The organism is Anabaena sp. 90, assembly GCF_000312705.1.
In the GTDB taxonomy this organism is placed as follows: Bacteria; Cyanobacteriota; Cyanobacteriia; order Cyanobacteriales; family Nostocaceae; genus Dolichospermum; species Dolichospermum lemmermannii.
Map to the genome: position 1 here is coordinate 209031 of NC_019439.1, position 23733 is coordinate 232763.

Consider the following 23733-nt stretch of genomic DNA (forward strand, 5'->3'; position numbering starts at 1 on the left):
CTTTATTTTTATCTCTCCTGCTGTGTGGGAGATTTTTTTATATATGAATATACAACATACATAATACTTTTTGGCAAGTAGTAATATCACCACCTCTGAGGACGGTATTCTCCCATATAGACCATTTTTGGTTAGATATAGACCTCATTAAGTTTGTTATATAAAGTAAATTAGGTAAAATTAAATGACATCAGAATTAATTAATCGTCACATTACCCTTGACGCTAGACATATTGCCAAGCATTTACCAGGAACACCGCAAATGCAAAGACTTCTAAAAAAAGGACAAGCCGCTCATGTATTTAACGATGAAAATACCATGAATCAAGTTGCTCAGTGCATAATAGAAGAAGGTGAGTTTATCGGCACTGTCCGAGATTATGAACGCTATGGAATGTTTTTTACTGAACCAATAGGTTATAGAATTAGTCCAGATGGTAGTAGTATTCCACTTTACTATGGGGAGATAAAAATCAATGCAGACAACCAATACCACGTCATACCCCGCACCAGACCTAGTGAAGAATAACTGGGAATTTACAGAAGTATGGATAGATCCAATGTTATCACCTCCATATATTCTGTTATTACTTTGTGATAGTGAGGGAAATTGTCGAATTTATGATCCAAAACAGGGTGATAAGGTTGTATTTTCTAGTAATGATTATGAAACTGCCAAGTTATGGTTACTAGAAGATGAGTATGAACCATTTGAAGGTAGACTTTTAGCTGAAGAATTGGTGTAAGTTAGGAGATTTTTTATTTCGTGCAATCTCTCTTATATATCCCCCAGGGTAGACGCTAAGAAAAGTAAGAAATTTTAATAGAGGATGAACGATGACATTAGTTAATTATAAAGCAATGACTCTGAAAGAATTACGTCGTTATATTCTTACTCACAGAGAAGATATTTCAGCTTTTCACGCTTATGTTGATCGTTCTAAATCTGAAGGACGGATGATCACAATTAACCCAAATGATGAAAATTGGGAAGAACAAATTCAACAGGCGATAATCAAAGATGGAACTGAATCAATTGCATAATTTTTGCAGCGTTTTAGTAATGGTAAAAGATTAATTGAAAGTCTAAAATATTTTTATCAACTGTGCAAATATGTAAATCTGTGAGGATTTGAGAGATTGCATCTTGAGCAACTTTTACACCTGCGGCTTTACGAATAATATAATAAATATTAGTAATTGTAGTAGCAGCAATAAACCCTATAATCTCACCTGCATCAATTTTTGCAAATAGCTTGACTGCATCTTCTACAAAAGGTTTTCTTTCTAGTAAAAAATCTAAAACCACATTCGTATCAATAAAAACTCGCTTCATTGGTATTTTTCAGTTAGATAAGTGACATAATCTCCATTAATATTCTCATCACTAGAGATATTTACACCTTTCGCAATACCACGCAGTCGAGATAAATTACCCTTCTTTGATGGTGATATAGTTTCTTGTTGTATTGATTCTAATACAGTTTGTACCAATTGCCAGCGATCGCTCATTGGTAACTGTAATACTTGTTTTTGCAATTCTTGTAATGTCATGATAAGATATCAAAAATTATTCATTTTTATTATATATCAATTTAACTATATTATCATATTAGGGTACAGGTGATCAACTGAATATTTTTACCACCACAGCAGATGCAAAAGCTGTGAGAGTCGCTTCTGCTCAAGGTGTTGATTTTCATGTATATATTCATCCACCTTTTCCTTTAACTGGTAATTAATCATGCAAATCACTGTTTTACCACATCTACAAAGCAAATATAAATTAATTCAAAATGCTTTCCCCAAGGGAATAGAATCACAATCTTATTTACCGCTTTTAGCATTACTTAGTGAGGAAATGTCAGATAGGAATTTAGCTGAAGTTGTAGCTTACTATAGCGGTAAAGATTATAGTCTTGTCCTCAATGATGTATATCGGGTACAGTCAATTGATGTACCCGCACCAGAAGCGATCGCTAATTTAAAGGAAAGATTACTTGTGTGTGGTTATAAACAGTGGCTTGAGGAAGGATAAACTCTACTGCTAATCAATTATAATAAACTAATCACGAAAAAGGATGAAACAAAATGCAAGCCATTCTCCTCAGCAGCGAAGAAGTCGCCAAACGTGCCAAAGAATTATATGAAAATGGCATTCGTCAACAAGTAGAAACAGCAGAAAACATCGGTAAAATGATAATTATTGATATAGAAACAGGTGAATATGCTATTGATAAAACAGGCATAGAATCAGCGCATTATTTACGGAATAAAAACAGATTTGCTCGACTTTTTGGTATTCGCATTGGTTACAAAGTGGCTGCATCATTTAGTGGAGAAATGGAGCGTGATTATCCATGATAACTGGCATTATCAAAAATGGACGTGCAACTGTTAATGTCATATTTCGATTAGAAAATCAACCAGATTTTACAATTGAATTTGTGATTGATACAGGGTTTACAGAGTTTCTTTCCTTACCGACCGCAGCAGTTAATCTCTTGGGTTTTCCTTGTGTTTATGATATGTATGCAACTTTAGCAGATAATAGCCGTGTGCTTTTACCAGTACATCAAGCTACCATTATCTGGAATGGAGAAGAAAGAGTAGTTAATGTTTTAGCTACAGGAAAGCGTCCCTTATTAGGAACTGCTTTACTTGACGGTTATAAACTATCTATCCAATTTACAGAAGGTGGTTTAGTAACAATTGAAGAATTATAGTTTAATATTACAGCACTATGTTAGGCGTTTAAATTCCTGAATTCAGTGGTAGAGAATTAATTTTTCCCTACCATTTTTCATAGATATTAAATGCGGTCTTTTCTTTCCCCTCAATGTGAATTATGACTATTTATTTCTCCACAACAGCCAATTTCAAAGGATACAAAGGCTCAGATCCATTTAACTGCCAAATGCTGAACACCAATACAGAAGCAACAGTTAACCATACACAAGAAAAAGATAAAATCATTCCCGCTAAAGGAACAGTTTGCCAATAAATTGCTGTTACGACTATAGCCGATAACCAAGGTCCTAAAATCACCACAGGAACAGCCGCACCTAATCTCCGTTCTACGGTAAAAATCGTATTCCAAGTATCTCCTAAAGCCAGATGTACCACAAACAGAATTAAAGGTAATACCAAAAATTGGTGATTCATTTCCTGCCAAACTAATACCGAAGAAATTACTCGCAATACAGCAATGAACATCCAAACTATGGGAAATGCTAAAGGTGGAGGAGACCATCTTGGTCTAATTACCTGATCATAAGTTGTCCGAGAACGGGTATTATCTAACAGTGAAAAAATGCGAGAACGGATACTTAATAAACCAAAAAATAACGCCGTGACTAAAGTGCTAAACCAACTGGGAAAAGCAGAATTATTGTCAATTAAAATTACTAATTTTTCCATTCCCAGTAACACAAGAATCATCACTCCTATTTGCAGAATAGTTCCTAATTTATAAACTAAAACTGCCTTGATATCTAGTTCTTGTGTGTCCGCTGCTGATGTATTTAGAGACTGTTGTTGATTGCCAGTTTTTACCCCCATCACCATGTTTACAAACTGTTCAAGTATGCCACTATTATTGGATTGATTCATAATTAAGAGATAGTGAGTAGTTTGTAGTTAGTCCGCTTAAATTTTAACTTAATTAATTGCCAAAAATTTTCTAAATTGGTGTGTCAATAAATAGAACTAGGAAATCATTCAATCATCAATCACCTGAATTTCATCAAGTTGATTAATTACCACATCTGCACCTTTAACATTATCTGCCCTCCCAATCCAAGTAATACCAATACAGCCAGCAGCTTTAGCATCACGTGCCATTTGCATATCACCCACAGAATCACCTACCATTAAAGTTGCCCCTGGTGCTACTCCTAAAGCTTGACAAGCTTCTAAAAACAGGGCTGGATCTGGTTTACTTGGACCCTCATCAACTCCCTTTTCCAGTTGCAAATAATCGCTTAATTGGTGATTAATCACAAATTTCTCTACATCTTCAGTAGTTGCGGCTGACAGAATCCCCAATTTTAATCCCGCTACTGACAAAGACTGTAATACCTCCAAACTACCCACAAATAAAGGTGAGGGAGTTTTGCTAACATATTGATCAGCCTCTTCTAAAGCTTGACGGGCAATTTTCAAAGATTCAAACCATCCTCTTCCAGTTTCCGCAATATAGGCTGCTGCTGCAACTTCCGTTTCTTTGCGACTCGCTACTGATATTAAACCCGCTGGATCTAAAAAATCGCCATTAATACCAAAAGCTATTAATAAAGGTTCACCAATACCGGGAATTTGCGCGTCTATTATCCGCGTTGCTTTTTGTGCCAACGTTATTAAATATGACTCGGAATCTTCTAAAGTCCCGTTTTTATCAAATAAAATTGCTTCAATATGAGAAAACGCAATGTTTTTACATTTAATAGTTACCATATTTTTCAGTTGTTAAAGAACGGGGAATAAGTCAATTGAATAGCCAATTGCCACAAAAAAAGAGGGAAAAACCCTCTTAATTCAATACTTTCATGATCTCAGTTGTAGGTAATTACAACTATCAATCTATGATTCAATAGCGGCTGGGATCTCTTCTTCAATTTCTGTTGCTGCGGGAATTTCTTCCTCAGCTACAGCTTCCACAGATGCAACTTCTTCAGCTACGCCTTCTTGAGGTGCAATTTCTTCAGCGCCTTCCACAGGTGCTACTTCCGCAGGTATAGTAATACCTTGCTGTTTAGCAAGCAATTGTTCCCGATACTTAGCTGCCATTTCTTCGGCCTTATCGTAAACCAAATCACGGTTCTTGATCATGTCACCGGGTTCAGGTTCTAACTGTTTGGTAGACAGTGAAATCCGTCCCCTTTCTGCATCCAAGTCAATGATCATTACTTTCACTTCATCATTGACATTGAATACACTATGAGGAGTGTCAATATGCTCGTGGGAAATCTCAGAAATGTGTAGCAGTCCGCTCACGCCACCAATATCAATGAAAGCACCGTAAGGTTTGATACCGCGAACAGTACCAATAACCACTTCGCCAACTTCCAAACGGTTCATCTTCCGCTCAACCAGCGCCCGACGATGGGAGAGAACTAAGCGGTTACGCTCTTCATCTACTTCTAGGAATTTCAAGGGCAGTTCTTCGCCTACCAAATCTTCCTTGGGTTTGCGAGTGCTAATATGAGAACCGGGGATAAAGCCGCGCAGTCCTTCAATTCGCACTAATGCACCACCACGGTTGGTTGCGAAAACACCAGAGCGGACAGTAGCATCTTCTGCTTGTAGCTGTCGTACTCGCTCCCAAGCCCGCATATACTCAATCCGACGAATTGAAAGGGTGAGCTGACCATCTTCATTTTCATCGGTAAGAATGAAAAATTCCCGTGTTTCGTTTGATTGTAAGACTTCTTCCGGGGCATCGACCCGGTTAATAGACATTTCTTGTATGGGTATATATGCTGCGGTTTTCGCACCTATGTCAATCAGAGCGCCGCGCGGCTCTATACTGAAAACTGTACCCGGTACGACATCTCCAGGGCTGAAGTGATAGTCGTATTTATCTAGTAGAGCAGCGAAATCTTCGTGGGTAAATCCAATTTCTGTAGCGGTTAAGTTCTGATTGACCATGCTAATGTATTCCTGGGTCTAGTCTCCGTAAAGGTTTTGTCATAAATTCAGTTTATTATGTAAGTAGGGGGATGACAATTTCCACTTACATTGCTGTCTTATCCTAGCTTAGAATAGCTAGTCTTAACACATATCAACTTCCAGACATAAAATTATATCATATTTTGGAGTCAGGAGTCAGGAGTCAGGAGTCAGGAGTCAGGAGTCAGGAGAAGAAAGAAGTCTTAAACTAAAATATCCGTTGCTACTATCATTAGTAACAACGGATAAAAAGTCTATATTCCCTTATAAATCGGGAATAACTAACTACTTATCTTTTTTCTCAAAGCGAGGGGGTTCGCGGAAGGCGATTGAAAAAAAGAGAACACCTATTGCTAGGGCTAAAATCAAGATGTAAGCAACACTTTCCATATTTTTCAGATCCTGCCTGTTGAGTCAGTAATTTTAGTTTACCAAGCCTGGGAAAAAGCATGAAGTAGATTTTTCTACTTCACACCTGATCCAAGTTTTAAGCTTCCGTTCTCCGGCGAGTTGTCTTGTCACCCAGCTTCTGGAAAAGACCCCATTCAACTTGTTCTTCTTCAATTTCCACACCGGCAAATACATCACGGTAGATTGTCCGTGAACCATGCCACAGGTGACCAAAGAAGAATAATAGAGCGAATACAGCATGACCAAAGGTAAACCAACCTCTGGGGGATGTGCGGAATACACCGTCAGAGTTCAAGGTTTCTTTGTCAAATTCAAAGATCTCTCCACCTTGAGCTTTACGGGCATACTTCTTGACATCAGCGGGATCTGTAAAGGTTTTACCATTCAGATTACCACCGTAGAAACTGACAGTTACGCCAGTTTGTTCAAAGCTATATCTAGATTCTGCCCGACGGAAGGGGATGTCAGCCCGGACAACACCATCTTTATCGGTCAAAATGACTGGGAAGGTTTCAAAGAAGTTAGGCAAACGACGAACTGTTAATTCCCGTCCTTCGGCATCTGTGAATACAGCGTGACCTTGCCAAGATTCAGCAATACCATCACCCTTCACCATTGGACCTGTACGGAATAGACCACCTTTAGCGGGGCTATTACCAACATAATCGTAGAAAGCCAGTTTTTCAGGAATCTTTGCCCAGGCTGCGGTCAAAGAATCACCTTCAGCAACACTGGTTTGCACACGACGCTGAATTTCTTGACGGAAGTAGTCTTGATCCCACTGATAGCGGGTAGGTCCAAACAGTTCAATTGGGGTAGCAGCGTTACCGTACCACATAGTTCCGGCTACTACGAAAGCAGCGAAGAAGACAGCAGCGATACTGCTGGAAAGTACGGTTTCAATATTCCCCATCCGTAGGGCTTTGTAGAGCCTTTCTGGAGGTCTAACTGTCAGGTGGAATAAACCCGCGATAATACCAACTACACCAGCCGCAATGTGGTGAGCGACAATGCCACCGGGGTTATAGGGGTTAAATCCAGCCGGACCCCATTCTGGTGCTACTGGCTGAATACTGCCAGTGATGCCATAGGCATCAGATACCCACATTCCCGGACCAAATAATCCAGTTTGGTGGAATGCACCAAAACCAAAACAAAGTAAACCGGATAAGAACAGGTGAATACCAAACATTTTTGGCAAATCTAGCGCGGGTTCACCAGTGCGAGGATCTCGAAAGAGTTCCAAATCCCAGAAAACCCAGTGCCAAACGGCAGCCAAGAATAATAAACCAGAAAGAACGATGTGAGCCGCAGCAACGCCTTCAAATGACCAGAAACCGGGGTCTACTGCTGTGCCACCAGTTACGCTCCAACCGCCCCAAGATTCGGTTACACCTAAACGTGCCATGAAGGGAAGTACGAACATCCCTTGTCGCCACATGGGGTTAAGAACTGGATCACTAGGGTTATAAACGGCTAGTTCGTACAATGCCATTGAACCTGCCCAGCCAGCTACTAAAGCTGTGTGCATTAAGTGTACAGAAATCAGCCGACCTGGATCATTCAGAACGACTGTATGTACCCGATACCAAGGTAGTCCCATTGACTACAAGCCTCCAGGATAGTTATGTTTACAAGGCAATTTTCTTACTGAGGTTCACAGATGACGGAAACCGCCAATGAGAACAATCTCTGAGTTTTTTTATTGCTGATTTTGAGTTTGGCAATACCGACGCACTACCATAGTTTGAGTTCTTTTGTCAAGAACTAGCTGTTTGAGTGTTTGGGTAATTACTAAACAAAAATGAGAATATTCTAAAAAGTGTAACTATTGATGGAACGCTTTGCAAGGGTTTCTATTGTTGGGGTTTTATTGGGCGATCGCCAATATTCTCAAGTAATTTGGAATATAACACCAAGCACTATCTATTAATTTTGTCAATAATTATTGATTTAACTTTACGTTAATTAACTTAATCTGCAATATATTCCATTTAAAACACCTAAAGAAGCTGATCGCTATAATAAAACCAGTATCACTGAGGAAAAATCAACAATGTCCATTACACTCGATCTGCCACCGAAAATTGAGGGGTTGCTGCGACAGCGGGCTGAAAGCACCGGACAAGATATTTCGCAAATGGCGATAGCGCAAGCGCTCCGTAGGAATCGCAGTTCTGACTTTGGGGCTGAGTTTGGATGATAATGATTTTTTTGAGGCTTTAAAGGGAATCCAACGCGGGCTTGATGATTTTGAAAGAGGGCAATTTTCGAGTTTAGAGGATTTTATTGCCGAACAGGATTAATCATCTTGGCTGCCATCCACAACAGCGATCCGCAATCGCTTGTAGACAAACTACAGGTTTTATTTAGACTTCCTATTCTTAAGGAATGTGGATATTTACAAAATTGTGACTTGCCTTTTTGATGTCTATATGCTCAAATAAGTATTAATTCTGATGTCTTTCATGACACTAGACAAAATTTAACTGCAATTATTTTTAGCAGACCTCGATTTTCCCTATTAATCCTACACAGAACTGGATCTCAATTTCAGATACCAGTGTCAGACTTGGCTAGAAGTAAAAGCAAGTAAAAAATTTAGGAGTTTATTAAACAATGGCAGTTTCGCTAACTAAAGGACAACGGATATCACTGGAAAAAGTCGCCCCAGGACTTACCGAAGTATTTGTGGGTTTAGGGTGGGATGTTAAAGTTGTGGATACTGGCTTGGATTTTGACTTGGATGCCTCCGTCTTTATCCTGGGAAGTAACGAAAAACTAATTTCTGATCAACACTTCATTTTTTACAATAATCTTACCAGTCCAGATCCTGCTAAATCAGTTCAACACACCGGAGATAACCTGACAGGTTTAGGTGATGGTGATGATGAAGTCATTAAAATTCATTTGCAAAAAGTCCCTGCGGATGTCCACAAAATTGTCATCGCTGTTACTATTCATGAAGCAGCAGAACGGCATCAAAACTTTGGTCAAGTGCAAAATGCCTTTATTCGGGTTGTAAATGCTCAAAACGAACAAGAAGTTATTCGCTATGATTTAGTTGAAGACTACTCCACTGAAACTGCCTTAATTATGGCTGAACTTTACCGTAAAGACGGAGATTGGCGGTTAAATGCCGTTGGTTCAGGCTATCAAGGAGGATTGAAAGCTTTATTAGATCGCTTTAGCTAGGAGAAATTAAACATGGCAATTAATCTCCAGAAAGGACAAAGAATTTCCCTTTCTAAAGAAGCTCCTGGTCTAACCAAATTGATGTGTGGATTGGGCTGGGATGTAGTTAAACGCTCTGGTGGCGGATTTTTTAGAAGTTTTGGTGGTGGTGGTCATGAATATGATCTAGATGCCTCTGTAGTTTGCTTGGATGCTAATGGTAAATTAACAGCCCAAGAAAACATTATCTATTTTGGGAATCTTCAACATTTATCAGGATCAATCGTCCATACAGGAGACAATTTAACTGGTGCTGGTGATGGTGATGACGAAGTAATCATTATTGATTTACCTCGCATTCCTGCTGATATTGCTAAATTAGTCTTCGTCATCAATATTTACGATTGTATTGCTCGTAAACAAGATTTTACCCAAGTTGACAATGCCTTTGTTAGATTGGTAAATGCAGCTAATAATAAAGAATTAGCTCGATATAATCTTTCTGGGAAAGAGTATAGCGGCATGACAGGAATGGTTTTAGCTGAAGTTTATCGCCACAATAACGAGTGGAAAATGGCAGCTATTGGGAATGGTGTGAGTGTTAATGGCTTAGGGGAACTTGTTGCATCTTATTGTTAAATAATGTCACTTTACGATCGCCTGAATTTAACCAAAAAAACTAAGACAAATCGTAAATTGCAAGTTCCCATCTGGGAACGGATTAATCTTGACAGACCAGCAAAACCACGTTGTCAAGGTTGCCGTTCTCGGATTCAAACTGATTGGCGTGTATGTCCATCATGTGGCACATTTCTAACTATTAAAGATCAAGAAATACGTCATTGTATCTGGGTAGATATTTCTGGAAGCATTAATACAAATGAAAACAATAGCACCATGCTAGAAATAATGGCGGATGCTTTGGCTAAAGTTTTTAGTGCTTTTAGGAGTGTTCATGTCTTTTTGACTTCAGATGAACCAGAAGAGAAAGAATGGCGGCGGAATTTTACTCATGTATATGTATTTATAGATAAGCAACAGGTAGATTATTTAGGAATAGCTAGTTTTCGTCATCATCAAGTTACAGATATTGCTGGTGTTCGCATTGACCAAATTCTTCATGCTTCTAATCAGGCTGATTTAAATTTAGGTCAATTATCTAATTTGATTGCTAATACTATCGCTCATGAAATTGGTCATACATTGGGATTAGATCATTCATTATTACCTACAGATGTCATGCACGATGGACTTGATCATCGGATTCATAGTTTAATGCCTCCTTCTTTTCATGTAGGACAGATTATTTCCATGAATAAAGCTATTCGTCAACATAAATCCAAAATGTAATTACGAAGGATTTTCATATTTAAATTGTATTTATTGTCAAATCCTGTTAACGCAAAGCATCTTCTTGGCTCAATCCAATCAGCAAAAACAGGTGAAGTTATTGAAAGAGCCTTAATTGAAGAATGAAACTCACATTTACAGAAGCGGCATGGCAGGATTATTATGGTATAAGTTCGGAAAAATGTTGCTTTTTGTATACAGATGGTTATGATTCCCTTAAATTTAAATTGAAGTTAAACACAAAATTTTTCAATTTTCGGGCAAGATTGTTAGTTGTACATTATTTTTGAGGTGCTATAAATGTTTAAATTACCAGATAATCTCCCTACGTTACCCGAAATTATTGATAATCTGCCAAATATCTGCGGTTGGGAAAAAGAAGTGTTGACTGTAGTTAACCACGATGAGCCTATTTTTTTACCAACGACTAATCTGAAATTAGCAGATATCAACGCAGTATTTGCGATCGCTCTACATATGCACCAACCCACCATCCCAGCAGGAAATAATGGTTTATTGATCAGCAATTTACAATATATGTTTGCCCATCAACAAGAAGGAGATAACCACAATGCTGCCCCTTTTGCTAATTGTTATAGTCGCATGGGAGATTTTATTCCTGAATTAGTTGCACAAGGCTGTAATCCCCGTGTGATGTTGGATTATTCTGGTAATCTTTTGTGGGGACTGGTACAAATGGGCAGAAGTGATATTCTAGATAATCTTAAACGCATCACCTGCAATCCTACCTACCAGCCCTATGTAGAATGGTTGGGGACTATGTGGAGTCATGCTGTCATTCCTTCCACCCCCATAGCAGATATTAAACTCCACATTATCGCTTGGCAACATTATTTTGCGGCAATTTTTGGTTGGGAAGCATTAGCAAGAATCAAAGGATTTTCCCCTCCAGAAATGCACTTACCAAACCATCCAGATACCTTGTTTGCATTTATCAAAGCCTTAAAAGAATGTGGTTATCGTTGGTTATTAGTACAAGAACATACCGTAGAAACAATTAATGGTCAGCCTTTAAATTATAAACATTTACCACATCGGTTAATAGCTCGCAATTCCCAAGGAGAAGAAATTAGTATTACTGCATTGATAAAAACCCAAGGTTCAGACACTAAATTAGTCGCCCAAATGCAGCCATACTATGAAGCCAAAACTTTATCTAAACAAAAATTAGGTGATGTTGTCGTACCTCCCATAGTTAGTCAAATAGGTGATGGTGAAAATGGTGGTGTGATGATGAACGAATTTCCCGGCGGTTTTCAACAAGCTTGGGGGGATATGGTGCAAAATGGAGGAGGTAAAACTGGTGTTGTTGGTGTTTGCGGTACAGAATATTTAGAATTATTAGCAGCCGCAGGTTGTCAACTGGAAGACTTTCCTAGCTGTCAAGCAAGTGGACAACATCAAATCTGGGCGCAAATTCCTGAAGATAATTATCAACTAGATGCTGTAGAAAATGCGATTCAAGAACTGAAGAAAAATCACCCCAACTTTCATATTGATGGGGCATCATGGACAAATCATATTAGTTGGGTGCAAGGATACGAAAATGTTTTATCTCCCATGTACAAATTTAGCAATTTATTTCATGAGAAATTTGACGATTTATTATCTGATCAATCCAGTGTAAATCTGACTCAAGATAGTCAATACCGCCAACTGCTATTACATAATCTCTTATTACAAACTAGCTGTTTTCGTTATTGGGGACAAGGGACTTGGACAGACTACGCTCAGGAAATTTACCGCCAGGGAGAGCAATTACAAGAAAGACTGGGAAGTTTGAAAGCCCCTGAGTAAGCATTGCGTAGCAATGCCTTATGTGCTTTTAGACAAGGGATGAAAAGCGACTCAGGTGGTTTTAACCACCGTCAAGATTTTGCAAGGCGCAATACATTTAGCCATCTTCAACCAACTATAGTAGTATAGGATGGGAGGTGAAAGGATGCTAGTTTTTGAGTTTAAAGCTTACGGAAAATCAGTTCAGTTAACAGCAATAGATGATGCAATTCGGACTGCACAGTTCATTCGTAATAGCTGTATTCGGCTATGGATGGATGTTCAAGGTATAGGTAAAAACGACTTGCAGAAATATTGTGCTGTACTGGCGGCTAATTTCCCTTTTGCTAATGAACTCAATTCAATGGCTAGACAATCTTCTGCTGAACGAGCATGGGCTGCTATCACTCGGTTTTATAATAATTGCAAGAAAGGCATTCCTGGTCAGAAGGGATATCCTCAATTCCAAAAAGATTGTCGTTCTGTTGAATACAAAACATCAGGATGGAAGCTGGCTTTGAATCGTAAATCCATCACTTTCACTGATAAAAAAGGCATTGGGCAGTTAAAACTTAAAGGGACTCGTGACCTCCATTTCTACCAAATTAACCAAATAAAACGGGTAAGATTGGTAAAACGGGCTGATGGTTATTATTGTCAATTTTGTATTGATGTCAACCGTCAAGAAAATATAGAACCATCGGGAAATACAATTGGTTTAGATGTAGGTTTGAAAGAATACTACACTGATTCTCATGGGGTGATGGTTGAGAATCCGAAATTTCTGCGTATTGGCCAAAAGGTTCTTAAACGTTCACAACGCCGTGTTTCCAGAAAAGTCAAAGGTTCAAAAAATCGGGGCAAAGCTAGACAGGTTTTAGGAAAACGCCACCTCAAAATAAGTAGGAAACGTAAAGACCATGCTATTAAATTAGCACGGTGCGTAGTTCAGTCTAACGACTTGATAGCCTATGAAGATTTGAGAATTAAAAACATGGTGAGAAATCATTGTTTAGCTAAGTCAATAAACGACGCATCTTGGTATCAGTTTCGTGTCTGGCTTGAATATTTTGGCAAAGTATTTAAGAGAGTCACGGTGGCAGTAAATCCACAATATACAAGCCTTGAATGCTCTAGCTGTGGTGAAGTTGTTAAGAAAACTCTATCTACGAGGACACACGTTTGTCAGTGTGGCTGTGTGATGGATAGGGATGAGAATGCAGCTAGAAATATCCTTAGTCGAGGATTGAGTACCGTAGGGCATACGGGAACTTTCATGCTAGACATGAGCAACGCTTTAGGAGATGAGTCCTCTACTCAGGCTGGAGAGATCCTGTCTGAGCAAGTCATGTCTTTGATTAAAGAATCCCCGCGTCTTTAGACCGGGGAGTGTCAACCCATAGTGCTTTATATCATTAAAATAGGGAACAGGGAATAGAGAATTGGTAAATAAAAATATATTTCTTCTTACCTCTTCCCTTATTGTTGAAATATTGCTAACTCGGTTTTGGGGTCAAAAAAATGCAGTTTATCAGGCACAAATGATAACCAAAGTTGGTCATTTATCTTTATAAATCTATCTGGGGGAACTCGAACTTGTAAAGTTTGTCCATCTACATTTTGTAAATCAGGATCAGAAATTTTTACAGCTAAAAAAGTGTCATTTCCTAAGTTTTCTACTAAGTCTACTTTGACTGGTAAATTTTTAGTAGCAGGTACACCCAAACTGAGATGTTCTGGACGAATACCCAATATTAAAGTTTGTCCGTCGTAGTTTTGTAACGCACTTCCCCACACATCTGGAAGGGTAAAGCGAAAGTTAGTATGGGTAATTAATAAAGGTGCGTGAAACTCCACAGGGATAAAATTCATGGGTGGAGAACCGATAAATTCCGCGACGAAGCGATTAGCAGGACGATTATATAGTTCTAAAGGTGCTGCAACTTGCTGTATTTTACCTTCTGACATAATGGCAATGCGATCGCCCATTGTCATCGCTTCAGTTTGATCATGGGTAACATAAATCGTCGTTATTCCCAATTGACGTTGTAATTTAACAATTTGGCTGCGGGTTTCAGCTCGTAGTTTAGCGTCCAAATTAGATAATGGTTCATCCATTAAGAATACTTGGGGATTGCGGGCGATCGCTCGTCCTAATGCTACCCGTTGTCTTTGTCCCCCGGAAAGTTGTTTCGGTAACCGATTTAACAGAGTTTCAATTTGTAATAAACCCGCAACTTTTTGGACTCGTTCATTAACAATTCTTTCTTTTGGAGAAATATACCGTAATCCACTAGGTAACTTTTTTGTTAACCCTACAAGTAGATTTTCGCCCCATTGAGTCAGTCTTTTTTTGCCAACTTCCTGATCTGGAAACTGACGACGTAAGCCAAAAGCAATGTTGTCATATACAGTCATGTGGGGATAGAGTGCATAACTTTGAAACACCATAGCGATATCCCTGTCCTTGGGAGGTAAGTCATTAATCAAGCGAAGCCCTGCGGTATCTCCTACCGAAATGTTACCACCAGTCATTACCTCCAGCCCAGCGATTAACCTCAGCAGGGTACTTTTACCGCAGCCAGATGGTCCCACCAGCACCATAAATTCACCATCAGCAATGGTTAAATTAATCCGTCGCAAGACACTTACACCATCTGTACCGTCTGGTTGCGTTTTTGCACCTTCCCCACCGCGAGAGGGAAAACTTTTATAAACATTTTCTAATACAACTTGTGCCACGAGAATTCACTTTAAAATTTATTAATTTGTAAAGGCGGGATTTCTCCACCCATACATTACATATTATACATTGTTTCCCAAGACCCAGATCCTTGACTTCCAGATCCCCGACTTCTTCAAGAAGTCGGGGATCTTATTGATTCTAGCAATTCTTGAATCTGCTGATTAATAATTTTGACATCAAAACGTTGACCGGCACTAATTCTGGCATTATTGGCAATATTCGCAGTTTTTACAGATTCTTGCAGACAATTATGAATCACCTTTGCTAATTCTTGAGGTTCTCCAGGTGTGACTAAAAAACCATTAATCCCATCTTCCACTAATTCTATTGCACCACCAGCTTGAGCCGCAATCACAGGTTTACCACACAGCATAGCTTCAACAATAACTCTTCCAAAAGGTTCAGGTGCAGTGGAAGTATGAGTAATTAAATCACACATTGCCATTAATTTGGGAATATCTGAGCGAAAACCTAAAAAATTGACTCGATTTTCTAACCCCAATCCAGCAACTTTTTGATGTAAATCCTGAATATATTCCTGTTCACCAAATAAAGCATCACCAACTAAAATTACTACCACATTTTCTGGACATTGAGAAAGAGCCTCAATTAAAATATGCTGTCCTTTCCAGGGAGAAAGCCGGCTAAAATGTCCAACAACAAATTTACCTTCTAATTCTAAATTAGCTCGGATTTTTCTAACTTCTAATGCATCAACTTGATAATTTTCTATAGCAAAACCATTATAAACAACTTCAACTATATCCGGTTTTCCTCCAGCTTGTAAAAATGCCGTTTTACTAGCTTGAGAATTAGCAATGACCAAAGCAGCGCAACGATTAATTAAATTAACAGCAACTCGCAAATTAGTTTTACTAAAATGTTCTAGAGAAAGAATATCATGTAAATGATAAACGAGAGGACGACGAGCGAAAAAACTAGCTATTGCCGCGACAACTAAAGCCTTTTGAGTATTAGCATAAATTAAATCATATTTCTTTGCCCGTTGCATAACCTGATTAATTAAAGGAATTATTTGCCCTAAACTAGCTAATGCTGGAAATAAACCACTTTGTTTACCAACTTTAATGGCTTGAGTTGTCAAAACCTCCACAGGAATTTGGTTTTCTTCGAGTAACTTACGAAAATCACCATCTGCGAATAAACCAACCAGGGAATTTTGACCATAAGGTTTAGCAATATCAACTAAACATAATTCAGCCCCACCAGGTTTACCACTTTGGTCTAAGAATAGAATTTTCATACAATCTCTATCATCAATTTAAGCTAGGAGAACTTGCCGAACTTGTTGAGCAATATTAGTCCAATCATAATTTTTAATTGTGTAATTACGACATTCTTCCCTAGAAGGTAAAGGCAGTTTTCCTAACATAACTTGTGCTAATTTATCAGCAATACTTTCAACAGTAATCGCCTCAGTAATTAAATCTGGAGAAAATTTCTGCAAAATTTCTGGCATTCCCCCCACAGGAGTACATAAAACAGGAGTACCACAGGCTAGAGATTCCAAAATAGCTAATCCAAAACCTTCAAAAGATTGACTTGGCATCACAGTTAAATCAGCCGCTTGATAAGCCACAGGTAAATCATTTTCAGGTACAAAACCTAAGAATTGCACATTATTTTCTAAACCTAATTCTCTAGCTTGTTGTTGAAGTAAAGCTTGAATATGACCACGACCAGCTATAGCTAACCAAATATCAGGAATTCCCACTTTAATCATAGCTATAGCTTGCAATAACTTATCAATTCCCATGCGGTGAACTAAGCGACGGGAAGTAAATAATATCGGCCGATTAGTTGGCCAACCTAGTTTTATTCTAGCCTCTTGACGCGAGAGATTATTCTGAAAATGATTAATATCAACTCCACCAGGAATGATGTGAATTTTCTGCCAGGGAACTTGGTATTTTTGATGGAGAATCTGACCAAAAGCTTTACTAAGGACAATAAAGCGATCGCACCGATTATAAGTGCTTTGTTCTATTATTTTTTCCTTTAGCCAAACACTCAACTTTTTATTAACAACTTCCTCCTGACTTTCTGAAGCCCAAGGCCCATGAAAGTTAAAAGTAACCGGTACTCCCTTAGGTAAAATATCTAAAATTGGAAAACTATATAATGCAAAATGGAGATTAATTGCATCAGGTTTACCTAATCTTGTTTTCTGAAAATTATCACGAATTGACCATAACCGAGAACTAATTTTACTATCTGGACAAGCTAAATTAGTCAACTTAATCTGTGTATTTTTAGCATCTAGAGGTAAACCCACTCCACATAATTCTACTTGGTCTTGAGATGCTGCTAATTTATGAATTAGTTCATAAATATACCGTTCCAAGCCTCCAGGATTGTTAGGAAACCAACCCGTACCTAAAGTTAGAATAGATGCCGATGCTGAACTTAATTTTATATCTTTACCTGCCACTTACTTATCTCCCCTTTGATAGATAAATTGAGATGAGTTATTTTGATTTATGCTTTTATTTATTTTGTCAATGCCAAGATAATTTATTTTCAGCATAATCTTTTAATACGACGCTGAGAATCAAAATCGGTTTAAATATAAAAATTATTCTATTTCCACAAACAAAATACATCAAAAAAATATATTTGCATAACAAATAATAGATACTCGTAAAAACATCAAAAGTATCAAGTATAATTTATTTATTTTGAAAATATATATTGTTGATAAAGTTTTGATGAAATTAACTGCAAGATAAAATTTATTTGTTAATTTATGAGTAAGAATTTAAAAGCCTATCCCACAGGGATAAATTAAAAATTCAAAAAGCATATTACAGCAACCGAATTATTTATGCAGATTAGTAAAACTTGCTACAAACTTTATCAATATCTTCATAACTTATTTTCGAGGAGATATTGGCGAAAAAAAATAACTTTCAATATTTTACTTGGTTTAACCTGTGGACTACTTATAACATTTGCCGGAATGACAATGGATTTAGCCACAACTAAAAAATCCAAAGCAGTCAAAACTCCTGAAATTACATATATTACTTCTTGGTTAGGAAATACCATTGGTAATGGTAAATTGCGAGTACAAAATAACATAGAAGGAATGTATGTCAAAGATGATGGGACAATTTACACAAATAGTGCTTGGGATGAAGCTGGTAGTGAAGCAGGAATATATAAAGATGGTAAACCAATTTTTATCCTCCAAGATACACATGGTTGGAATCGTTTAGGGGGTAAAGCAATAACAGTAAATAGCAAATATATTTATATTTCTATGACTCAAGGTGGAGTAGATCAAACTAAAGAAGATTATCCTCCCCAAGGACAAACTTGGTACTGCGTCAGACGTTATGACTTAACAGGAAAACCTGCACCTTTTGAGAAAGGGAATGGCTGGGATAAAAGTATGTTAATTACCAGCAAAAGTCATGAAGTCACAGGAATAGCAACAATAAATAATCACCTATTTGTTAGCAATGCTGGGGAGAATATTGTTCGGGTTTATAATACCGAAACAATGGCAGAAATAAACAAATTTAAGGTTAATAGTCCCGAAAAAATTACCATTGATAAAAAAGGTAGTTTGTGGATTATTCAAAATCAAAAAGGTGCTAAATTTGGAAAAATTGTCAATTATTCTCAAGACGGAAAAAAATTACCAAAAGAAATAATAGATGTTGATAAACCATCAGCATTAGCCATTGATAATCTCGGCAGACTGTTAGTAGCAGAAAATGGGATTAATCAACAATTGGTAATTTACAATATTAATAATCAGCCGGTTCGTGTAGATACTTTTGGGGATAAAAAAGGTATTTTTGGTGGTGTACCTGGAGAAATAAAAACATCCAAACTCTACGGCATTACAGGAGTTGGTACAGATGCAAAAGGTAATATTTATGTAAATAGTAATGGCTTCAATAAATCAGGAACAGATTTAAGAAAATTTTCGCCAGCAGGAAAAATACAATGGCAATTACTAGGATTAATATTTGTAGATAATGCAGATACAGATCCAAAAACAGATGGTGTAAATATATTCACCAAACAAGAACAATATGTCATGGATTATAGCAAGCCTGCTGGTAAACAGTGGACATATAAAGCCTACACAGTTAATCCCTTTAAATATGCTCAAGATCCACGGCTGCATACATCACCAGATGGAACTTTTGTCCGCCGAATTCAAGGAAAACCTTTTCTATTCCTCACAAATATGTTCAACAGCTTTTTGCAAATTTATCGTTTTGAACCAAAAACAGATGGTAAAATTGCAATTCCTGCCGGGATGTTTGTGGGTACTAATGATCAGAATAAACAATCTATTAATGGCAATTGGCCACCCAATCAACCCGCAAACGGAGAATGGATTTGGCGTGATAGTAATGGCAATGGTGCATTTGAAAAAAATGAATATGATAGCAGTCAAGACTATCCCTATATCGGAGGTTGGTGGGTAGATAGCAAAGGAGATATTTGGAAAACTTTGCGAACAGAAGATGGCATTCGTCATTATCCTTTACAGGGATTAGATAGTAAAGGAAACCCCATTTATACCTATAGTTCGATGAAAAAAATCAGGACTCCTAGCACCTTTAAAGACTTGCGACGGATTGAATATTTTCCCGAAACAGATACTATGTATTTATCAGGTTTTACTATTGAACATCCGGCATTTGCTGATGATGCCAAAGTCATAGGATCAGAAATTGCTCGCTTCGATAATTGGAGTAAAGGAAATCGCACTCCCAAATGGCGAACCGTCGTTCCCTACGACACCACAGGTAAAGGAGAAATTGCCACCGCAGCCATGAGTGTAGCAGGTGATTATGTATTTGCAGTGGGTGTCAAAACCGCAGAGGTATATGTTTACAAAACTGCTACGGGAGAACTCGTGAAAAAGATGACTCCAGGTGCAGAAGTTGGGAAAGAAAGTGGTTGGGTTGATATTCCCTATGGTATCCGTGCTTTCCGTCGTGCTAATGATGAATATCTCGTATTTGTCGAAGAAAATTGGCAAGGTAAGGTGCTTATCTATCAGTTTCCTATTTGATTTATAGCCAGTTTAAATAATTTGTGAACTCGGAAATACCCAATTTATTAAATAAGTTGGGTATATAAATCAATTTAGAGTATTTTGGGTGAGCGATCGCTCTTTTATCTAAAATCTTCCCTAATTTACAATTAAATCCTGATTTTTTCCTTATTTTCTAGAGGAAAAACTGCATCGGAAAAATCAATAGTTTCGCCAGCCATGGGTAAATATTCATCATTGAGACTTTCACAAAATATAATTCCTACAACATCCAAATTATCATTTTCAGAAATTATAGCTTGATAAATAAAACCATCTTCTGATTTTTTAAAAGCATCATATAAATCAATATTACCAGAACGAATACTTTTTAATCTTCCTTTTGACATAGGAGAATAAAGCCAAGTTTTATGATCTGGTATTTCATCTATCCAAACAGCTAAAAAAATCTGTCCTGACGCATTTTGACAGCTAAATAAACAGGGAAAATCATAATATTCATAGATTTCAATAATTTCTAGGTTTACTAGCGGTGGGTATTGTGGTAGTAATTTCATAGATAAACCTCATGTTTAGTCAGGAGAAGTAATATTAACAATTTCAAAATTTTTCCAAGGTTCTTGATTAGCTGGAAACCACCAAGTATGATGATGATTACCTGTTTTTCTGGAAGGTGTATTTAACATTACTCCTAAATCAGAATTTCCATATCCTAATGCTACTTGTTTTTTGCGAAGTGCAGGAACTTTATTACGAGCATTACAAACTCCTGCTGCTGAGGTAAAAACAGAGAGTCCACAAGTTTGACATTCTGTGATGTTTTTAGGGCAAGGTTGATCTATATTTTGTTTACGCCATGATCTAAAATCATCAGATGTAGGAGGGTTATTATCTACCAGACGGTAAATAGTTCCTGAAATTGGTTGAGCAGCTTCAGGAGGGCAATTTTCAGGAAAATACTGAGGCCATTTCATGTTGTTTCTTTTATTTTAATACATTTTTTAAATGATATCACCACCGCCAAGAAATTACGCTAATAGCAAAATCCAGCTAAAGCTGAATGAAGATTGATATTTATTCAGTCTGTTTTAACAGACTTTCGCTATGAGACTGAGAATTAATTCTCAGGCGGTTTTGTGGGATAATGGAAGATGTATATTAACAGCAAAAAACCCTCGATAAATTAACCTAAGGCTTATTGAAATAATCAGATTACTGAAAAAATTAGTGACTTACAAAATTGTACAAACTACAGCAAACAAGAAACTGCTAATTTGCATTTTGACTTTGATTATCGCTGAAATTATGCCATAACTGATATGCAGCATACCCTCCTGCGGCTGCTATTCCTACAGGAACTAAAACTGGCGATGCACTGATAGTTCCAGCATCTGCAACTAATGGAGCTAAACTTGTTATTGCTGCTTGTCCCATAGCTGCTCCAACCGCTACAATGGTAGCTGTGTTTCCAGTAGCAGCGAGTGTTACTGCACTACCAGCAACGATTCCGGTGGTTGCTCCCGCTGCAAACGAGGCGATATTTGAGCAGTTGCTACCAGATTCACATTTAACAACATTTATCTCTATAACTGCTGCACTAGCTGTAGATGGAAAAATAGTTATAGTGCTTACTAAAATCAGCAATGTAGCTAGACACACTGATATTACGCTTTTGGAATTTTGGAATATACGCAGCATTTAAATTTCTTGGTGTATTAATTTGTTTACTCATTATAGAGTAAAGGAATATCAATCACGTCAGCAATCAAACACCAGTCTTCCTCTATTTCAATTTCTATCTTTAAGTTCACATCCCCAAACGGTAAGGTAATAAAAGCCATATTTAGTAAAAATAAACAAAATAGATGACATCCATAGAATCCCACAAAAAAGCCAAAGCCCTCAAACCCGGAAGCGTGCGCCCCGCAAAAGAACTATGTAGCGAATGCGGACTATGCGACACCTACTACATCCACTACGTCAAAGAAGCCTGCGCCTTCATTACCCAAAGAATAGACGAACTAGAAACCACCACCCATAACCGTCCCCGCAACCTAGAAGACGAAAACGAACTTTACTTTGGAGTTCATCAAGAAATGATGTCCGCCAGAAAACAACAACCCATAGAAGGCGCACAATGGACAGGAATAGTAAGCAGCATAGCCATAGAAATGCTAAATCGTGGCTTAGTTGAAGGCGTAGTTTGTGTGCAAAACAGCAAAGAAGACCGCTTTCAACCCATGCCCATCATCGCCCGCACACCCGAAGAAATACTAGCAGCCAAAGTCAATAAACCTACCCTATCCCCCAACCTATCCGTATTAGAACAGATAGAAAAATCAGGAATGAAGAGGTTATTAGTCATCGGAGTAGGTTGTCAAATCCAAGCATTACGAGCCGTAGAGAAAAAACTCGGCTTAGAAAAACTCTACGTACTGGGAACACCATGCGTAGATAACGTTACCCGCGCCGGACTGCAAAAATTCCTAGAAACCACCAGCCGTTCCCCCCAAACAGTAGTCAGCTACGAATTCATGCAAGACTTCCGAGTCCACTTCAAACACGAAGACGGTTCAGAAGAAACAGTCCCCTTCTTCGGCTTAAAAACCAACGTCCTCAAAGACATCTTCGCCCCATCATGTATGAGTTGCTTCGATTACGTCAACTCCCTCGCTGATATCGTCGTCGGGTATATGGGCGCACCTTACCAATGGCAATGGATAGTAGTCAGAAACGATACAGGCAAAGAAATGCTCGAACTCGTCAAAGACCAACTCCACACCCAGCCAGTCACGTCCCAAGGAAACCGCAAACCAGCAGTACAGCAAAGCATACCAGCTTATGATCAAGCCGTCACCTTACCCATGTGGGCAGCGAAATTAATGGGAGTAGTCATAGATAAAATTGGCCCCAAAGGACTAGAATATGCGAGATTTTCCATAGATTCCCACTTTGCGAGAAATTACTTATATGTGAAGCGGAATCATGGAGAAAAATTAGAAGCTCATGTACCGGAGTTTGCGAAGCGGATAGTGGGGCAGTATAAGTTACCGGAATAAGATTTCGCGCAAAGGCGCAGAGGAGCAAAGGCGCAAAGGGAAGAAGAAGGAGGTAAGGTATTAAGAAGGAGGTTTATATGACTGAGAATGAAATTGCGACTCAGATTGTTGATGCTGCTTATAAGATTCATACCAGATTAGGACCAGGGTTGTTTGAATCTGTGTATGAGACTGTTTTGGCTTATGAATTGGAGAGTAGAGGTTTACAGGTAGCAAGACAACAAGCAATACCTGTAGTTTACGAAAGTGTTCATTTACAGGAAGGGTTTCGGGCAGACATCATAGTTGAAAACAAAGTCATCATTGAAATCAAATCCCTAGAAACCCTCCACCCTGTACACAAAAAACAACTTATCACCTATCTAACTCTTGCCAATATACGCCTTGGACTACTCATCAACTTTGGTGAAGTCCTCATCAAAGACGGCATTAAACGCATAGCCAACAAACTTTAACCTCTTCCTTCTCTTCCCCCTCTTCCT

The 23733-nt window shown here is 38.1% G+C and carries 29 protein-coding genes; 16 read left to right on the forward strand and 13 right to left on the reverse strand.

The genetic code is table 11. From position 1 onward, the window contains the following. The first annotated feature begins 184 nt into the window (after nt 1-184). The 3 genes from ANA_RS19735 to ANA_RS19745 all read left to right on the forward strand — a co-directional run bounded on the left by ANA_RS19735 (nt 185) and on the right by ANA_RS19745 (nt 1044). Nucleotides 185-529 carry a DUF6972 family protein gene (locus tag ANA_RS19735; RefSeq protein WP_015083185.1) on the forward strand — a complete coding sequence of 115 codons (345 nt, stop codon included), beginning with the start codon at nt 185-187 and terminating at the stop codon, nt 527-529. Continuing rightward, a complete protein-coding gene (locus ANA_RS19740; RefSeq protein WP_015083186.1) occupies nt 477-746 on the forward strand; it encodes a hypothetical protein in 270 nt (89 codons plus the stop codon). Before ANA_RS19735 ends, ANA_RS19740 begins: the two co-directional genes overlap by 53 nt. A gap of 91 nt (nt 747-837) precedes the next feature. Next, complete coding sequence (locus ANA_RS19745; RefSeq protein WP_015083187.1) at nt 838-1044, forward strand: DUF6887 family protein; 207 nt, start codon at nt 838-840, stop codon at nt 1042-1044. A 13-nt stretch (nt 1045-1057) separates the two neighbouring features. Here ANA_RS19745 and ANA_RS19750 read toward each other — a convergent pair whose 3' ends face one another. Both ANA_RS19750 and ANA_RS19755 read right to left on the reverse strand, forming a co-directional pair. After that, entirely contained in the window at nt 1058-1336 is a 279-nt protein-coding gene (locus ANA_RS19750; RefSeq protein ID WP_148279136.1) for a type II toxin-antitoxin system VapC family toxin, read from the reverse strand. Then, complete coding sequence (locus ANA_RS19755; protein WP_015083188.1) at nt 1333-1554, reverse strand: hypothetical protein; 222 nt, start codon at nt 1552-1554, stop codon at nt 1333-1335. Before ANA_RS19755 ends, ANA_RS19750 begins: the two co-directional genes overlap by 4 nt. 113 nt (nt 1555-1667) lie before the next feature. Here ANA_RS19755 and ANA_RS27885 point away from each other — a divergent pair, with 113 nt between their 5' ends. Genes ANA_RS27885 through ANA_RS19770 form a run of 4 tightly spaced genes read left to right on the forward strand, consistent with a single transcriptional unit; the run spans nt 1668 to nt 2726 of the window. Then, nucleotides 1668-1742, forward strand: a complete 75-nt coding sequence (locus tag ANA_RS27885; protein ID WP_235082136.1) for a DUF1308 domain-containing protein — start codon at nt 1668-1670, stop codon at nt 1740-1742. 2 nt (nt 1743-1744) lie between these two features. Beyond that, on the forward strand, nt 1745-2038 hold the full coding sequence (locus ANA_RS19760; RefSeq protein ID WP_015083189.1) for a DUF3349 domain-containing protein: 294 nt from the start codon (nt 1745-1747) through the stop codon (nt 2036-2038). A 53-nt stretch (nt 2039-2091) separates the two neighbouring features. Next, nucleotides 2092-2364, forward strand: coding sequence for a hypothetical protein (locus ANA_RS19765; RefSeq protein WP_015083190.1), 273 nt, complete (start codon nt 2092-2094; stop codon nt 2362-2364). Next, nucleotides 2361-2726: a clan AA aspartic protease gene (locus ANA_RS19770; protein WP_015083191.1), complete on the forward strand. Its 366-nt coding sequence runs from the start codon at nt 2361-2363 to the stop codon at nt 2724-2726. The genes ANA_RS19765 and ANA_RS19770 overlap by 4 nt, the downstream gene beginning before the upstream one ends. A 130-nt stretch (nt 2727-2856) precedes the next feature. Here the strand turns inward: ANA_RS19770 and ANA_RS19775 are convergent, their stop codons facing one another. The 5 genes from ANA_RS19775 to psbB all read right to left on the reverse strand — a co-directional run bounded on the left by ANA_RS19775 (nt 2857) and on the right by psbB (nt 7684). Further along, nucleotides 2857-3612: a TspO/MBR family protein gene (locus ANA_RS19775; RefSeq protein ID WP_015083192.1), complete on the reverse strand. Its 756-nt coding sequence runs from the start codon at nt 3610-3612 to the stop codon at nt 2857-2859. Nucleotides 3613-3720: 108 nt separating this feature from the next. Next, entirely contained in the window at nt 3721-4455 is a 735-nt protein-coding gene (locus ANA_RS19780) for an HAD family hydrolase (RefSeq protein ID WP_015083193.1), read from the reverse strand. 126 nt (nt 4456-4581) lie between these two features. Further along, nucleotides 4582-5649 (reverse strand): 30S ribosomal protein S1, encoded by a 1068-nt coding sequence (locus ANA_RS19785; RefSeq protein ID WP_015083194.1) that lies wholly within the window; start codon nt 5647-5649, stop codon nt 4582-4584. 306 nt (nt 5650-5955) lie between these two features. After that, nucleotides 5956-6060, reverse strand: a complete 105-nt coding sequence (locus tag ANA_RS19790) for a photosystem II reaction center protein T (protein WP_015083195.1) — start codon at nt 6058-6060, stop codon at nt 5956-5958. A 97-nt stretch (nt 6061-6157) separates the two neighbouring features. After that, on the reverse strand, nt 6158-7684 hold the full coding sequence (psbB, locus tag ANA_RS19795; RefSeq protein ID WP_015083196.1) for a photosystem II chlorophyll-binding protein CP47: 1527 nt from the start codon (nt 7682-7684) through the stop codon (nt 6158-6160). Between the two features lie 453 nt (nt 7685-8137). Between psbB and ANA_RS27180 the strand changes: the two genes are divergently transcribed. The 6 genes from ANA_RS27180 (at nt 8138) to ANA_RS19825 (ending at nt 13783) form a co-directional block, all read left to right on the forward strand. Further along, entirely contained in the window at nt 8138-8284 is a 147-nt protein-coding gene (locus ANA_RS27180; protein WP_200863868.1) for a hypothetical protein, read from the forward strand. Nucleotides 8285-8700: 416 nt separating this feature from the next. Continuing rightward, nucleotides 8701-9276, forward strand: a complete 576-nt coding sequence (locus ANA_RS19805) for a TerD family protein (protein ID WP_015083197.1) — start codon at nt 8701-8703, stop codon at nt 9274-9276. Between the two features lie 12 nt (nt 9277-9288). Continuing rightward, entirely contained in the window at nt 9289-9894 is a 606-nt protein-coding gene (locus ANA_RS19810) for a TerD family protein (protein ID WP_015083198.1), read from the forward strand. Nucleotides 9895-9897: 3 nt separating this feature from the next. Further along, entirely contained in the window at nt 9898-10605 is a 708-nt protein-coding gene (locus ANA_RS19815) for a zinc-dependent metalloprotease family protein (protein ID WP_015083199.1), read from the forward strand. A 300-nt stretch (nt 10606-10905) separates the two neighbouring features. Then, the gene (locus ANA_RS19820) at nt 10906-12423 is read left to right on the forward strand and encodes a glycoside hydrolase (RefSeq protein ID WP_015083200.1); all 1518 of its coding nucleotides are present in this window, start codon (nt 10906-10908) and stop codon (nt 12421-12423) included. 145 nt (nt 12424-12568) lie between these two features. Continuing rightward, nucleotides 12569-13783, forward strand: coding sequence for an RNA-guided endonuclease InsQ/TnpB family protein (locus ANA_RS19825; RefSeq protein ID WP_015083201.1), 1215 nt, complete (start codon nt 12569-12571; stop codon nt 13781-13783). A 98-nt stretch (nt 13784-13881) separates the two neighbouring features. Here ANA_RS19825 and ANA_RS19830 read toward each other — a convergent pair whose 3' ends face one another. The 3 genes from ANA_RS19830 to ANA_RS19840 all read right to left on the reverse strand — a co-directional run bounded on the left by ANA_RS19830 (nt 13882) and on the right by ANA_RS19840 (nt 17600). Next, nucleotides 13882-15144, reverse strand: coding sequence for an ABC transporter ATP-binding protein (locus ANA_RS19830; protein ID WP_015083202.1), 1263 nt, complete (start codon nt 15142-15144; stop codon nt 13882-13884). Between the two features lie 116 nt (nt 15145-15260). Next, entirely contained in the window at nt 15261-16412 is a 1152-nt protein-coding gene (locus tag ANA_RS19835) for a glycosyltransferase family 4 protein (protein WP_015083203.1), read from the reverse strand. 18 nt (nt 16413-16430) lie between these two features. Next, complete coding sequence (locus ANA_RS19840) at nt 16431-17600, reverse strand: glycosyltransferase family 4 protein (protein WP_015083204.1); 1170 nt, start codon at nt 17598-17600, stop codon at nt 16431-16433. A 393-nt stretch (nt 17601-17993) separates the two neighbouring features. Here ANA_RS19840 and ANA_RS19845 point away from each other — a divergent pair, with 393 nt between their 5' ends. Beyond that, a complete protein-coding gene (locus ANA_RS19845; RefSeq protein ID WP_041458574.1) occupies nt 17994-20210 on the forward strand; it encodes an NHL repeat-containing protein in 2217 nt (738 codons plus the stop codon). Between the two features lie 131 nt (nt 20211-20341). On the opposite strand, the gene ANA_RS19850 is transcribed toward ANA_RS19845, so the two are convergent. From ANA_RS19850 to ANA_RS19860, 3 genes are all read right to left on the reverse strand, one after another. Further along, a complete protein-coding gene (locus tag ANA_RS19850) occupies nt 20342-20749 on the reverse strand; it encodes a DUF6575 domain-containing protein (RefSeq protein ID WP_015083206.1) in 408 nt (135 codons plus the stop codon). A gap of 15 nt (nt 20750-20764) precedes the next feature. Beyond that, nucleotides 20765-21166: a hypothetical protein gene (locus tag ANA_RS19855; RefSeq protein WP_015083207.1), complete on the reverse strand. Its 402-nt coding sequence runs from the start codon at nt 21164-21166 to the stop codon at nt 20765-20767. Nucleotides 21167-21461: 295 nt separating this feature from the next. Continuing rightward, entirely contained in the window at nt 21462-21836 is a 375-nt protein-coding gene (locus ANA_RS19860; RefSeq protein ID WP_158310558.1) for a hypothetical protein, read from the reverse strand. A 221-nt stretch (nt 21837-22057) separates the two neighbouring features. Here ANA_RS19860 and ANA_RS19865 point away from each other — a divergent pair, with 221 nt between their 5' ends. Both ANA_RS19865 and ANA_RS19870 read left to right on the forward strand, forming a co-directional pair. Then, nucleotides 22058-23251 (forward strand): Coenzyme F420 hydrogenase/dehydrogenase, beta subunit C-terminal domain, encoded by a 1194-nt coding sequence (locus ANA_RS19865; protein WP_015083209.1) that lies wholly within the window; start codon nt 22058-22060, stop codon nt 23249-23251. A gap of 77 nt (nt 23252-23328) precedes the next feature. After that, nucleotides 23329-23706, forward strand: coding sequence for a GxxExxY protein (locus ANA_RS19870; RefSeq protein ID WP_015083210.1), 378 nt, complete (start codon nt 23329-23331; stop codon nt 23704-23706). Nucleotides 23707-23733 lie beyond the last annotated feature (27 nt).